Source organism: Phormidesmis sp. 146-12 (genome assembly GCF_052939495.1).
Genome location: NZ_JBJPHS010000063.1, coordinates 1 through 15,430, shown reverse-complemented (window position 1 = coordinate 15,430; position 15,430 = coordinate 1). Strand labels below are relative to the sequence as shown.

Annotated in this window: 8 protein-coding genes; 4 read left to right on the top strand and 4 right to left on the bottom strand. The window is 49.1% G+C overall.

All coding sequences use genetic code 11. The features are described 5' to 3' along the window. Nucleotides 1-5,569, bottom strand: a 5,569-nt coding sequence (locus ACKFKF_RS22820; RefSeq protein WP_446869811.1) for a DUF4347 domain-containing protein, incomplete at its 3' end; no start/stop codon positions are given. Between the two features lie 229 nt (nt 5,570-5,798). On the opposite strand from ACKFKF_RS22820, the gene ACKFKF_RS22815 reads away from it, so the two are divergent. The 3 genes from ACKFKF_RS22815 to ACKFKF_RS22805 all read left to right on the top strand — a co-directional run bounded on the left by ACKFKF_RS22815 (nt 5,799) and on the right by ACKFKF_RS22805 (nt 10,869). Then, on the top strand, nt 5,799-6,677 hold the full coding sequence (locus tag ACKFKF_RS22815; protein ID WP_446869810.1) for an alpha/beta fold hydrolase: 879 nt from the start codon (nt 5,799-5,801) through the stop codon (nt 6,675-6,677). Between the two features lie 447 nt (nt 6,678-7,124). Then, nucleotides 7,125-8,201 carry a tetratricopeptide repeat protein gene (locus tag ACKFKF_RS22810; protein ID WP_446869809.1) on the top strand — a complete coding sequence of 359 codons (1,077 nt, stop codon included), beginning with the start codon at nt 7,125-7,127 and terminating at the stop codon, nt 8,199-8,201. Nucleotides 8,202-8,448: 247 nt separating this feature from the next. After that, the gene (locus tag ACKFKF_RS22805; protein WP_446869808.1) at nt 8,449-10,869 is read left to right on the top strand and encodes a sucrose synthase; all 2,421 of its coding nucleotides are present in this window, start codon (nt 8,449-8,451) and stop codon (nt 10,867-10,869) included. A gap of 550 nt (nt 10,870-11,419) precedes the next feature. On the opposite strand, the gene ACKFKF_RS22800 is transcribed toward ACKFKF_RS22805, so the two are convergent. From ACKFKF_RS22800 to ACKFKF_RS22790, 3 genes are all read right to left on the bottom strand, one after another. Continuing rightward, complete coding sequence (locus tag ACKFKF_RS22800) at nt 11,420-11,638, bottom strand: chlorophyll a/b-binding protein (RefSeq protein WP_446859172.1); 219 nt, start codon at nt 11,636-11,638, stop codon at nt 11,420-11,422. An 88-nt stretch (nt 11,639-11,726) separates the two neighbouring features. Then, nucleotides 11,727-12,551: an Npun_R2479 family HD domain-containing metalloprotein gene (locus tag ACKFKF_RS22795; protein WP_446859173.1), complete on the bottom strand. Its 825-nt coding sequence runs from the start codon at nt 12,549-12,551 to the stop codon at nt 11,727-11,729. Nucleotides 12,552-12,969: 418 nt separating this feature from the next. Next, entirely contained in the window at nt 12,970-13,863 is an 894-nt protein-coding gene (locus ACKFKF_RS22790) for an aldo/keto reductase (RefSeq protein WP_446869807.1), read from the bottom strand. A gap of 104 nt (nt 13,864-13,967) precedes the next feature. Between ACKFKF_RS22790 and ACKFKF_RS22785 the strand changes: the two genes are divergently transcribed. After that, the gene (locus ACKFKF_RS22785) at nt 13,968-15,251 is read left to right on the top strand and encodes an FGGY-family carbohydrate kinase (RefSeq protein ID WP_446869806.1); all 1,284 of its coding nucleotides are present in this window, start codon (nt 13,968-13,970) and stop codon (nt 15,249-15,251) included. The last annotated feature ends 179 nt before the right edge of the window (nt 15,252-15,430 follow it).

The window sequence follows — 15,430 nt, the reverse complement described above, 5'->3', positions numbered from 1 at the left end:
TGGAACTTTGAGCCGTATCATCTCCAGTGGCGTAGTTGACTGTGATGGTTTGACCACTCGGATTTGACAGCACAACATCGAACACATAGGGCGTGTCGCCGCTTTGACCTTCTTGTTTCGTGACGTTGGCAACTGAAATTGTGGGCGGTGGATTGTCGTCATTTTCGAGAATAGCGATCGCCCCAGTCGTTGTATTTTCGGTATTCGTCGCGCCAGTAAGCAATAGTTTGAACTGCTCGTTTGGCTCAAATTCCACATCACCTTTAGCGAGAACGGTAACTAGCTGACTAGTAACGCCTGGTGCAAAAGTAAGCTGTCCAGTTGCGGCTATGTAGTCGGTGGAACTTTGAGCCGTATCATCTCCAGTGGCGTAGTTGACTGTGATGGTTTGACCGCTTGGATTCGATAACAGGACATCGAACACATAGGGCGTGTCACCGCTTTGACCTTCTTGCTGGGTGACGTTGGCGACTGAAATTGTGGGCGGCGTGTCATCGTTTTGAATAATGCCCGTTGCGATCGCGCTATTAATCGTCGCATTGGTAGGCGTACTCAGCGTCACTTTAAAGTCTTCGTTTATTTCCTGAAGAATATCGCCAGTGATATCAATTGCAATCGTTTTTGTCGTTTCTCCCGGTGCAAATTCTACTTCGCCATTCATCACGGCTGTATAATCGATGCCTGCTATCGCTAATCCATCTTCTGTGGTGTAATTGACTTTAACGATTTGACTACTAGCTTGATCTAATGTGACTACAAAAATGTAAAGCTTTGTATCACTGTTGCCTTCAGCAAGCGTTGCAATTGAGGACGCGATCGAGACTTTTGGAGCAACAACGACTCGTGCTGTTGAAAACTCAGAGGTGTCTCCTGTTGCGATATCTGTAGCAGTAGCGCTAATAAATTTTCCGGTGAGCGCTCCCGTTGCCGAGAATGTGATGATTGCATTGCCGCTGGCATCTGTCGTCACATCGCTGAAACCAAGATAAGTCTGTCCTTCTCCATTCCCTGATGCGTCAGCACTATCGTTGCTAAAAAATTCTACTCGAAACGGTTTGCTCGCTGTGCTGTTGAGGGTTCCGGAAACGATCGTACTTCCTCCCACAGGTTCCGCCGTCACCAAGAGCGGATAGTTTTGCAGATTATTTGCGCCCGCGTCCGCATCTCCCAGATCGTTTGCCGTAACCCCATCGCCTCCCAAATCGATTCCTAGACCCGTGTTGGCCGTGATTGTGTTTAGCCCAATCCGATTGTTTGTCAGTCCAACGATCGCAATGCCTGCGCCCCCATTTTCAGTAATCAGGTTTTTCTGAATTTGGTTGGTGCCTGCGGTAATCCGAATTCCGTCTTGCGTAAAGCGATTGATTACCAGACCTGTTACAGTGCTATTCCCCGCACTGATCACCAATCCGTTCGCATCTCCTGCACCTGCCCCATTCAATTCAACGATCGGCGTTCCTGGAGCGTCTGTAACTGCTACATAGCCAGCCTGCGTTTTTCCATCTATGATCACAGCATCGGCGATCGTCGGTAACGCAGAAGCCAGATTGATCGTTTTACTAACGGAACCAATTTTGAAGTCGATCGTATTCACTCCACCAAAGGCATTAGCGTTGAGAATCGCTTGTCTGAGTGATCCTTCTCCTGCATCATTGGTATTCGTCACAGTCGTATCATTGGCAGCGATCGCAACCGTTGCACTCTCAGTCCCCATCGGAATCACATAGCCTTCTCCCGCCAACAGATTGAGCTTGATTGTTTCATCCGCTTCAGCAGCCTCATCATCAGTGGGAGTCAAGGTCAAAATCACTTCACTCGCCCCATCTGGAATGACGATCGTTAGCTCTGAGTTAATCGGCGTGATTGCAGTGGCTCCTACTGACAGCGTGTAATCTGAGACAGAAGCCGTATTCAAGGCATCGATCGCCAACTTAACCGTCAAATTCCCTTGAGTGCCGCTGCGCGTGATTTTGTAAGTAGCCGCTTTGGTTGCCTCGATCGCTGCTCCGTATAGACTCTCGATTCTTACGGTGTTAGCAAGCTGCAACCCAAACCCATCGGTCTTGTTATTGCGATCGCGATCCACCAGATCAGACGCTTCACTTGTGAATGTAACGTAGCTGCCAATCGCATCGATCGTCGGGTCAAAAGAAGCTCCATTGCCGCTACTGGTGCCTGCTAGATTTTGGCTGACTAATCGAGTTTTACCATTGCCGCTATCAGCCAACAAATCGCGCACAAACACATCCTGAGCATTGTTGGTGTCATTGTCTACAAGATTGTTTGAGAAGCTAACAAAAGCAACAAATCGCCCGTCACTGCTAATCACCGGATTAAATGAGCCAGATCCTCCCGACATGCCACCAGACCCAGTTCCGGTGCTGCTTGCCGTCCCCTCTTTGTTAGAGCTAACCAACAGTGTTCGATTGCTCACCAAGTCGCGCACAAACACATCTCTAGCATCGTTCGCATCATTCGCAACCAGATCGCTGAAGCTGCTGACAAAAGACACAAATCGCCCATCGTCACTGATGACAGGAGAGTCCGATCGAGTCGCACTCATGCCGCTTGCCCCAGCACTATAAGCCCCACTTGTAGACAAACTAACCGGAGTCGTCGTGCCCAACTGCAAATCATAGACAAACACATCTTGAGCATTGTTTGCATCTGTGCCGCCGCCTAGATTACTTGACGTGCTGACAAAAGCCACAAACCGCCCATTGCCGCTGATTACAGGCGTTGCAGAAGTTCCGTCTCCGATCGTGGCTCCATTGCGGTTAATCAGTTTGATCGACCCATCTTGACGATCCCACACAAACACATTTTGTCGTCCAGCCGCATTATCTGGAAGATTACTGGCGTTACTGGTAAAGGCAACATAGCGCCCATCACGGCTGATCGTGGCGCGATCGGAACTTCCATTGCTGCTAGTAGTTGCATCTACGCCGCTAATTAACCGGATCGAACCGTCTTGCCGATCCCACAAAAACACGTCCGCTTGATTATTAGCATCATTAGCAACGAGATTACTCACACTGCTAACAAAAACGACATAGCGCCCATCACTGCTAATACTCGGCGCAACATCATCGCTACCGCCATTTACGCCACTCACTAATCGAGTCGAGCCATCCAGTCGATCCCACAAAAACACGTCCTGACCACCATTCGCATCACCTGCCACCAGATTAGAAGCGCTGCTGACAAAGACCACATAGCGCCCATCACGACTGATCACGGGATTGCCAGAAATTCCATTTCCACTACCTGCCCCGCTGCGACTGACCAGCGTCACCGTGCCCGTCTGTACATCCCGCAAAAACACATCCTGAGCCGCATTGTTGTCATTGGCTACTAGCTCAGGAGCTTTGCTAACAAACACCACATAGCGCCCATCGGCACTAACCGCCCCCAACGCCGTATTAGAATCCCCATTGCCTGTCAGGGATGCCAGCGCAGGATCAGCATTGCGGAACGAAACGATCGTCGTCGTCCCCGTCTGCACCTCATTGATGAAGCTATCTTCTGCCCCGTTGCCATCATTGTTAATCAAATTGGAGGCGCGACTAGAGAAAACAACAAATTTGCCATCTCTGCTGACGATCGGTGTCGTCGAGTCGCCTGTTCCCGAAGTCGCGGATTCATCGTTTCCGGCTGCTCCAGCAGTGTCACGACTGACCAAGATCGTTGTCGGAGCCGCCAGATTACTGAGATCCCGCACAAACCCATCTCGTTTTGCATTGGTGTCGTTGGCCACAAGATTGCTCGATAGACTGGTAAAGGCAATTTGCTTCCCATCGGCGCTGATGCTGACATTAGAAGATGACCCATTGCCGATCGCCCCTGCTTGACTTTGACTCACCAAAAACGTCTGCCGCGTCGGATTGCTCAAATCGCGCACAAACACATCTGTCACGGCATTGTCATCGGTAACCCCCGCCACCAGATCACTCGAAAGGCTGACAAATGCTACAAAATTGCCATCACTGCTAATCACAGGCGCAGACGATCCTGACCCGACACCCGCTCCGTTGCCGCTGGTCGTTCCGGTGGCGTTAAAGCTAACCAGTTCTATCCCTGTTGTGCGATCCCACAGATAGACATCATCAACCCCATTGGTGTCTTCTGCCACGAGGGACGCAGTTGTACTAAAGGCGATGCGGCTACCCGTTTGGTTGATCACGGGATTCGTTAGTCCTGTCCCAGCGGCCACAACCGTCATTTCATCCGTTGCCCGATTCCAGACAAAGGTTCCTTGACTCGCAGTGGGTTCTAGATCGATCGCGTTACTGGCAAATGCCACATAGTTACCATCGCCACTAATCGCCGGAGTCAATGAGCCTAAACGCCCCCCGGCAGTGTTGTCGATATTGCTGCTGACCAAGCTGACGGTTTGAGCGGTGCGATCGTACAAAAAGACATCCGGGAGGGTTCGTCCATTATTTCTGCTAGGAATCGTACTTAAGTTGTTGGCGCGACTGACAAATGCAATATAGTCCCCGTTGTCGCTGATTACAGGAGTGACCGAATCAAAGTCACCTGCCGTCGGCGTGAGATCGGTTGTCCGGCTCACGAGATTGATCTTTCCGGTTGATCGCTCCCACACAAACACATCATTGTTCGGTCGGGTATCTGTGTAGGAAACTTCAGCATCCAGGGTGACAGAATTGCTGACAAAAGCCACATAGCTTCCATCGGCGCTGATCACCGCATTGGATGAAGTGCTGGTCGCTGGATTGGTCGTATTGCGGCTGATCAACGTGACGATCGGGGCGAGCGGATTGGAGCGATCGAGCAAAAATACATCCTGACCAGGGTTGCGATCGTCGGCCGTCAAATCATTGGCGAGGCTGCTAAACACCACATATTTTCCGTCGCCGCTGGTCGAAGCACTCCCGATCGAACCACCCGCATTATTGACCGACGTAACGTTAGCCGACGAAAGCAACTCGACAGGCAGTAAATGCTGATAAGTTGCCAGCGTTGTTGCCTTAAAGACCAGACCCGCCGCAATCTCTCCCGTGTTGACTTCTAGTGTCCAATCGCCCCCTAAGTCAGCCGCTCCTGTGCGATCGTTAGACGCGGCAACATCCGCCCCCGTTAGTTGACTAAACTGTTGAATAAACTTCAATCCGCGATCGCCCGCTGCCACATCGCAGCCATAGAGCAAGATATCTGCATCTTCTGTTAACGCACCGCCCCAGGACTTTAAGCGATCGACATTGCGGTTCAACGTTTCTAAACTGAGCGAGGTGCTGCCCAAATTCAGCCTTCCTGATGTCCCGTGAGCCAAAATATGTAGACTGGCGATACCTGAGCGACCCATCAGCGTCTGAGTAATCTGCGCCACCGCATCCTGAAGCGGATCGAGAACATGCACCTCCGTCCCGGCGTTGACTCCTGTGATCAGACTTTGATAATCCTTCACACGGGTATCAATAAAAGCCACTGCCGTCCCAGATCTCCAGGAAGACGACGGATTTGTAGTCAACAGATCAGACGCTGGCAGAACAGACTGCTCCACAGACAACGGGTGACGATTCCAGGTAGATGACTGGGCAGATTCCATGCTCATACTTCTCAAGGGGACTAGGGTCAGGACAGAAACGAGCCTATTCTTCCCTGGAGATCTGGTGGATTCTACATACAGTTCTCAGGGGAAGTACGGATGTTTGTAGAGCAAGTAGCACAAGCCTTCATAAAGCTCTAGTCAGAATTTAGCCAAAATCACAGTCACCACCGTTTTATAAAGAACGCTAAACAGGGACAGCGAGGCGTTTTACAGTAGACTAGACTCTATGTTTGCCAACTTTTTACCCCCCAAAGTTGCTCAACTCACCGAAGTGACTTCTATCGCGCTTGCTCAACAAATCACCGCTCAAGCGATCGCCACACCGCTGAGGGCTGACCCGATCCAAACGACCTATGTGCATCAAGGGTCGGGAGGGGTTCCCATTTTGCTACTGCACGGTTTCGATAGCTCAGTTTTAGAATTTCGTCGTCTGCTGCCTCTGTTGGCTCAAGCTCGATCCGTCTGGGCGATCGATTTACTGGGGTTTGGCTTTACCGATCGTCCGGTGGGCGTTGCTTTTACACCCGATGCGATCAAGACGCACCTTTATCATGTTTGGCAAACGCTGATTGGTCAGCCCGTGATTTTAGTGGGGGCCTCAATGGGCGGGGCGGCTGCGATCGATTTTGCGCTCACCTATCCCGAAGCGGTTTCTCAGTTAGTTTTGATCGACAGTGCGGGGTTTGCGGCCGGCCCGGCGATCGGGCGATTTCTCATTCCGCCGCTGGGCTATCTGGCGACCGAATTTTTGCGTCAGCCCAAAGTCCGTCAGCAGGTCAGCCTCAACGCCTACTGCGATCGCAGCTTTGTCACACTAGATGCAGAATGCTGTGCTGCTCTACATCTCAAACAGCCCCGATGGAGTCAAGCGCTGATCGCCTTTACCCAAAGCGGTGGCTACAATTTTTTGAGCGACCGGATTGCTAACCTCAAACAGCCCACGCTGATTCTCTGGGGCGACCAGGACAAAATTTTAGGAACAGCGGATGCTCAACGGTTTGAGCGAGCGATCGTCCACAGTCAACTAATCTGGATTCAAAACTGCGGTCACGTTCCCCATCTAGAACAACCCCAATTAACCGCCCAACACATTCTGACGGGTTGAATTTTGGCCTTGCCAACTCTAAATCGCTGATGGAAGGCCGGAGGTTCCCCAAAATTGGCAGCTTGGGGGCGAGTTCTTGTCATCGTGCAGCCTACCGTGTACACACAAGTTGATCGATCCGTCATTGCCGAGATCCTTCAGCCCCCTAAATCCCCCAATTTTGGGGGATTTAGGGGGCTGAAGGCGACTGAAACGAAGCGACTCCGAAATTGTGTGTACATGGTAGATCTGTGCAGCAGCGCCAACCCGAAACAGGCAGCGAAACGTTACTAAACTTCAAGAATTCTCTCCGGAGATCAATTCAGGCCCTGGGAAATACGGATCATTGCAACGGATCTTCATGCGGTTTTTATGGAAATCCAGCAATCTCCGCAAAGACGGATTTCATCGGGGTTTGTTCCTGTGCTAGGCTCGAAAAGAACAGGCTAGGGAAAGTAGTATCCATCTATGCTTGACACCGGTCGTCTTCCCCTCACTGGCAATGCGCTCTCTTGGTTTAGACAAGGGTTAGGTCACGCTGCCGCCGAAGATCACGAAAAGGCAGTTGCTTCTTACAATCAAGTGCTGAGGACTCGACCGGACTTTTGGGAAGCTTGGTACGAACGGGGACTCTCTTTAGAAAGTTTGGGATTTTTTACAGAAGCGATCGCCAGCTACGATCGGGCCCTGCAATCGCGTCCTAGCCGAGAAGCCGAAGGTGAAATCTGGCACGATCGCGGCAACGCCATGCAGTACGGGTTGGGGGACTATGAGGCGGCTCTTATTTGCTATAACCACACGTTGCAGATTAATGAGGCCTACCCACTCGCCTGGTTTAATCGCGGCAATGCCTTGCTGTATGGGTTAAATCAGTACGACGATGCGATCGAGAGCTACAATCACGCGATAGAACTGGACGCTAACAATTATTTGACTTGGCGAAATCGCGGCAATGCGCTGGTCGAGTTAAAACGCTATTCAGAAGCGATCGCCAGCTATGATCGGGCTTTGTCTCTCCAGCCCGACGATCAGGTTTCCTGGCAGGCTCGACTCCTCGCTTCTCAGCAGTGTGGGCTATCTGGACTCAAGCAACCGACGACAAAGCCTGTCTGGTATGAGGATGGTTGTGACGCAACCCTGGTCGAGCATGAGGCGACTCCTCACAAGGCGGTTGAGGGTAAGGAGGTTCGACCGTTTGCAGGGCATCCTTTTCCCCGGCTGGTGGTTGAGGATGATGCAGGGCAGCGTGAGATTTCTTTAGAGAAGGCGCAGTATACGATCGGCAGAGATCCCAAAAATGATATTTGTCTGCGATCGCAGTTTGCCTCTCGATATCATGCGGTTTTGCGCCGAGTCGATCGCGAAGATGGAATGCTGGTTTATACGATCGACGACGGTAATGTAGATGGCAAACCTAGCACTAATGGACTCCTGATCAATGGTCAGCGTCTATTATTTTCACCGTTAAAAACGGGCGATCTGGTTGTGTTTGGCCCGCAAGTTCGGGCGACTTATCACTACGATGGACTTCAGCAATCTGAATAAGATTTGGTAAAGATCAAAAAATTTTGAACAAGTCTTTTAAGAATTTTCTAGACTTGCGGAAGATACGCCCTGTGTGACGTTGGCTTAGTATCAAGTCTGCTGTATTTTCTCACTTTGTCCAGTTATCAAGACAAGTGAGGGGTTCGTTGTGTTCCAAGCTGTGGAAAAGATTGCCCACAGAAAGATTAATTTTCAATCAAAAATTGAGATCTGTATCTTTGTCTAACCGCTACAAGAGGAAGTTGCAATGTCTGACTTAATTCAAGCTGTTTTGAATAGTGATGAGAAAACCAATTTACGACAGTTTGCCAGTCTTTTACGATCGTCTGAGCAGAAGTATTTACTGAGAAATGAGATTTTACATTTGTTTGGAGAGTACTGCCGAAACTATGAGAAATCTGAGCAGTTTCACACCTCATCTCGTCTGAGCAAGCTAGTTTATTACATCCAAGAAATCATTCTGGACGAGGAAAGTCTGTGCATGATTATTCGCCCTAAAATTGCGCGACAGGAGGCGTATCGAGTCCTAGAAAATCTGACAGTCGAACCAATCTCCGTAGAGGAACTGTTGGATCTGCGCGATCGCTTTGTCAATCGATTTCACCCTCAAGAAGGTGAGACGTTTGAGATTGATTTTCAGCCATTTTATGACTATTCTCCGATAATTCGAGACCCTAAAAATATTGGCAAAGGGGTAGAATTTCTCAATCGCTATTTGTCGAGTAAACTATTTCAAGATCCGCAAGAGTGGCAAGATTCGCTATTCAATTTCATGCGACTGCATAAATGTAGTGGATCTCAACTGTTAATTAATGAGCGAATTCAAACTCAAAAAGAGTTGAGCGATCGAGTCAAACAGGCAATTACATTTGTTAGCGATTTACCCTCTGAGGCTGCTTACCAAAACTTTCGATTCGATCTGCAAAATTTGGGTTTTGAGCCAGGATGGGGCAACACTGCCCGTCGAGTTCAAGAGACGTTAGAAATCCTGGATCAACTGCTCGACTCACCTGATCACCAATCATTGGAGGCGTTCATTTCGCGCATTCCTATGATTTTCAAGATTGTGCTGGTATCGCCTCATGGGTGGTTTGGGCAAGAAGGCGTATTGGGCAGACCCGATACAGGGGGGCAGGTTGTCTACATTCTCGATCAGGTCAAAAGTCTCGAACAACAGCTTCAAGAAGACATCAATCTGGCAGGCTTAGAAGTTCTGGATGTGCATCCAAAAGTGATTGTTTTGACGCGCTTGATTCCTCAAAGTGATGGGACGCTTTGTAACCAGCGATTAGAAAAAATTCATGAGACAGTTGATGCCTGGATTCTACGAGTTCCCTTTCGAGAATTTAATCCCAACCTGACGCAAAACTGGATTTCTCGCTTTGAAATCTGGCCCTATTTAGAAACTTTTGCGATCGATGCTGAGAAAGAACTAAGAGCAGAGTTGCAGGGTGTTCCTGATTTGATTGTGGGCAACTATTCAGACGGAAATCTGGTCGCGTTTCTATTAGCAAGACGGCTCAAAGTCACTCAGTGCAATGTTGCTCATGCGCTCGAAAAGTCTAAGTATTTATTCAGCAATCTTTATTGGCAAGATCTGGAGGATAAGTATCACTTTTCGCTTCAGTTTACAGCCGATTTGATTGCGATGAATGCCGCCAACTTTATCATCAGCAGCACTTATCAAGAAATTGTTGGCACGCCTGATAGTGTGGGACAGTATGAGTCTTACAAATCGTTCACGATGCCGGAGCTATATCATGTAGTCAGCGGGATTGAGTTATTTAGTCCCAAGTTTAATGTGGTGCCGCCGGGAGTCAATGAGCAAGCGTTCTTTCCCTGTACTCGCACCAAAGAGCGGTTGTCGAGAGATCGCGACTGCCTCGAAGAACTCATGTTCAATTTAGAAGATCCGACTCAAGTCTTTGGCAAATTAGAAGACCCCAAAAAGCGCCCAATCTTCTCAATGGCACGGTTAGATCGGATTAAAAATCTTACGGGTTTGGTCGAAATTTTCGGCAAGAATAAAGAGCTACAAGAGCGCTGCAATCTAATTTTGGTCGCTGGAAAACTGCGAACCGAAGACTCGACCGATCACGAAGAAATCAGCGAAATCCAGAAGATGTATCAAACGATCGATGAATACGATCTACATGGAAAAATTCGCTGGCTAGGCGTGAGGCTTTCTAAAGGAGATACGGGTGAAATCTATCGGGTGATTGCCGATCGCCAAGGCATTTTTGTGCAGCCTGCTTTATTTGAAGCGTTTGGCTTAACCATTTTGGAATCCATGATCACAGGATTGCCTACCTTTGCGACTCGATTTGGCGGCCCATTAGAGATTATTCAAGACCGAGTGAATGGGTTTTATATCAATCCAACCGAGCAAGAACAAGTGGCCGCGATCATTCTAGAATTCCTTTCTAAGTGTGACCAAAACCCGAACTATTGGGACGAGATTTCTGAGAAAAGTATCGATCGAGTCTACAGCACTTACACCTGGAAAATTCACACGACTCGACTGATTTCTCTCGCTAAAATTTACGGTTTTTGGAACTACACCTCCCAAGAAAATCGAGAAGATATGCTGCGATATATTGAGTCGTTGTTTCACTTGCTCTACAAACCCAGAGCGCAACAATTATTAGAGGAACATCAACACCGATAACTCCTTTAGAAACGGCTGAATAAAACAATCCCCCTGTCTATTCTTCAAGCTCAGGGGGATCGATTTATTGACACTCCCACCTCTAAAGAGAGTGGGATTCTTGGCTCTACGAATGACCTTAAAATTCACTATCCTTGCGGCAATGTTCAAACCTTTCAACCGCGCCATCGCGCTAATTGACGAGCTTAACTTAGTCAATCCCAGAGAGTCGATCTCCCCAAGCGTACTAGGATACGAACCTAGCGTTTAGGCGTGCCCCGCCTTACGTTTTCGGACTCTCAAACAATATTCGGTGCTCTGGTGGTGGGAAGACGTGGCTATCCCTGACTGTTTTAAGAGTTTTCGCCGCTCTTTGCCCTACTCATTGATGCCTGAAAGTGTGTCTTAACTGTTTCACGATGGCAAAGGAGTTTCACCTTGACAAGTGTATTGTACCAAATATTGACTCTGTGGCTTGCCAGCCACGCCCGAACCCTAACTACATCCCACGGGTGAACCACATGGGTTTTGTGGGTTCCCGAACCCTCCCACTTCTATAAACTCATTCAAGCTACAGTTCAGACAAGGTTTGGAAGAAACCCAGCAGTCCGTGACCTGTCAAAATTTCGAGGGCCAGCAGAGAAACGAATCCAATCATAGCGAGGCGACCGTTGAGCAGTTCTGCGTAAGGAGTAAAGCCTGTTTGAGGCTCCTCGGTGACATACATTTGAGGCTCGATCGCAAAGTTGTTTAGCTTGCCCTGATCGTCTGTGATAGATCCGCTTCTCATGATTTTTTGCTCGTGTAAAGTGTTTCAGTTTCTTTACAAAGCTTAACGTGTTTGAGGGAGATTGTAACGAATTCTTTACAATCTCAGTTTATTCATGCTCCACGACAAAGACATTTGCGTAAAGGTTGGCGACGATCTGCTGTCCTTGTTGGGTCAGATTTAAATAGCGCAAAGCGTCTTGAATAAAGGGATGTACCCCATTCCAGAAAAATTTTGGATAGTTTTTTCGCAGGTCTCCTGGATGTTCGTAACCGAGCGCTTTGTTAACGCCTGTTTCCTCAAATTCGTAATACAGCGCATTGATTTTTCTCAGATAGCGCGGGTCGCTGAGTTGTCCGATCAAGTCCGCCGCCCGAATTAATCCAGGATAATTAATGGTGTCTTGATGGTCTTCAGCATTGGGAACGGGAAAGCGAGTTAGCTCAATATTGCGCTTGATGATTTCGGCATCGATTAGTTTATGTCCGCCAAAGCGTTCTTCGATAAATAGCTTGCCGCGATCGACATGATAAGGAGTCAGACTCGCATCACTCGCCCCCAACGCCAACTCAATCATCGTATTGTCCAGACCCGTCGCGTAAGAACCGATGCGATCGTCGCGGCAAACCCCTTTGACATAGCCAATATCGTGACAGGTGAGCGAAATAATGCAGTGTAGCCAGTCTTCACAAGACACTCCACCATCCCGAATATGACGACCTCGCAGCATTTCCTGTCCGACGAGGGTCACGAGAATCGTGTGTTCGACATCGTGGTAAAGCGCGTCACTGTTGGCAATATTCTCTAAAGCCATGCTGCCCGCCCACCCTAAAATGTCCGCATAATTGGACTTCATGTTGCCGTAGGTGCGGTGATAGCCTTGCTGAAGCTGATCCACAAACGCATCAATAAAAATTTCGGTGGCGTTAAACATTGCTGTTCTTGAGAGTGCTTTTTGGAGGTTGTTAGTTAGACTTCTGTTCGCTGCGTTCCTCACTGCCTGGTTTGAAGTATTATCCGCTCGATCGCCTTCGTTTAGGTGTAGCAGTTGAGACAGGGAGGAGGGAAGAGGGAGGAGGGAAGAGGGAGGAGGGTAGAATGCAGTTTCTGTTGTTTGGCTTTGTAGACGTGGAGTAGATGAGACCTGATACGACCTTACGTTAGGGATTGGTGTGGATTGAATGAACGTTTTTTGCTTCGGTGTTCAGCGCTTTTGCTCCCCAATCCCCTAATTCTGATTCATCTACGATCGCAAAGTTGCACACTTTCTACTATGAGGTAATCGTCCAACAATTTGGGTGACGAAATCTAGAGGAATCGGTGATAAATACGGCCTGTTTGAGTGATAGAAATCATGGTGACGCCGTAGTTGCCTCGTCGATCGTACTGAATTCTGCGTCGGTTAGCTTGATTTGAGTTGCTCGTACCGAGTCTTCAATGCTATCAGGCTTGCTGGCTCCTGGAATGGGCAAAATGCATTGCGAGTTGGCTAACATCCAGGCGAGAACTAGCGTATAAACAGAAACGCCTTTTTGGTGGGCAAGGTCAGCGATCGCTTTCACAGTCTTTAGTTCATTCACTCGACGACTTCCACCGAGCGGACTCCAGGGCAAAAAGGTCAATCCTTCAGCTTCGCAGTATTCCAACACGCCATCGGTTTCGGGCTGACGGTGCCAGAGGTTGTATTGATTTTGGACTGAGACGATTTCGACGACTTCGCGGGCTTGTTTGATCTGCTCAACCGAAAAATTTGATACGCCCACAAAGCGGATGAGTCCGGCTTGAACGGCTTCTTTGGCAGGCGTTAGCGAGTCAGCGATCGTATACTCTGGGTCAGGTGAATGGTATTGCCACAGGTCGATCGGCTGGTGGCCTCCCAGCGCTTCATAGCTGGCTCGAATGGTTTCGCGTAAATGCTGCGGATTGCCGTTGCGAGTCCAGGAGCCATCAGGACGCATCAACCCGCCTTTGGTCGCGACTAAAACCTGGCTGGTGTCACCTGCATATTGCTCAAGTGCTTTGTGGATTAGCGTTTCGTTGTGGTGCTTGTCGGATTCGTCTTGACAATAAGCGTCGGCGGTATCGATCAAATTTACGCCCAGATCTAGCGCTTTGTGAATGGTGGCGATCGCCTGCGATTCGGGTGGTCTACTGCTCAGAGACATCGGCATTCCACCCAGGGCGATCGCAAAAAGTTGAATGTCTGTGTTGCCGAGGGGTCGCAGTTCTCTAACCGTGGTTTCCATGAGGCTTGCTTAGAATGGATTGCTTGAATCTTAGTTGAATGTGTCGTGCGTCAATCTTCACACTCAAGTTAGATTTCAAAAACAGCCGTTCAAACCTAACCGTTATGGATTTGTATCTGGGTATCGATTTTGGCACATCGGGCGCAAGAGCGATCTCTTTGAGTTACCCGCAAGGGGTCGCCGTCTCGCCTTTAGAAAACGATCTTGCAGAAATTCAGTTTCAAGCCAGTCGCTCGTTTACTCAATCTGACAATTTGCCTGCCCTTTGGCAAAACACCCTGTTTCATCTCATCGACCAGATTCCCAAAGCGTTACGATCGCAGATTCGCGCCATTGCCATCAATGGAACTTCTTCAACGGTGTTGCTGTGTGACCAAACAGGCGATCCGATCGCAGAACCGCTGCTCTACAACGACGATCGCGCCGCGACGGTATTGGATGATGTGAAGGCGATCGCTCCCCTCAATCACACGGTCGTTAGCGCAACTTCTAGCTTTGCCAAACTCTTGTGGTGGAGCCAACAGCCTGACTTTTCTAACGCGCGTTATTTTTTGCATCAAGCAGACTGGCTGGCATTTTTGCTACACCGACAGTTAGGAATCAGCGACTATCACAACAGTTTGAAATTGGGCTATGACGTTGAGCATCTCTGTTATCCCGATTGGTTAGAAGCTTTACCGTTCAGAAAACGATTGCCCAACGTCGTCGCTCCCGGAACTGTAGTTTCAGCGATTCATCCCACCGTCGCGGCTGAATGGAACCTGCGATCGGACTGCCTGATTTGTGCCGGAACCACAGACAGCATCGCCGCTTTTTTGGCTAGTGGAGTTAGCACACCCGGAGAAGCGGTCACTTCGTTAGGATCAACACTGGTACTCAAACTTCTCAGCGAAACCCGGATCGAAGCCGGACAATACGGAATTTATAGCCATCGATTGGGCGATCTGTGGCTGGTTGGAGGCGCTTCTAACACCGGAGGAGCCGTATTAAAGCATTTCTTTAGCGATCGACAACTCGCCCAACTCAGCGATCGCATTCCTACCGATCAAGAGAGCTTGCTGGACTATTACCCATTGCTGAAACCGGGCGATCGCTTTCCCATTAACGATCCTCATCTGCCTCCACAATTAGACCCTCGACCCGATGATCCTGTCATTTTTCTACACGGGCTGCTCGAAAGTATCGCTCGCATTGAAGCCAAGGGCTACAGACTGCTACAATCCTTGGGAACAAATGCCTTGACAAAAGTTTATTCGGCTGGAGGTGGAGCAAACAATCAAGCGTGGCAAGCCATTCGGAGGCGTCAGTTAGGCGTTCCGGTGGTGCGATCGTCCCAAACAGAGGCCGCCTACGGAACCGCAACTCTTGCCCTCAAAAGTAGAGGTTAACAACAAAATAAGGAACGTTAACCGATGAATTGAATGAACACGACTACGAACATCAATTCGATTAGAGTCTGCCGCTTCGTTACTGAGTGCTTTTGCCTCCAAGCTGCCAACCTGCCGTGTACACACAAGTTGATCGATCGGTCATTGCTGAGATCCTTCGCCCCCTAAATCCCCCAAAA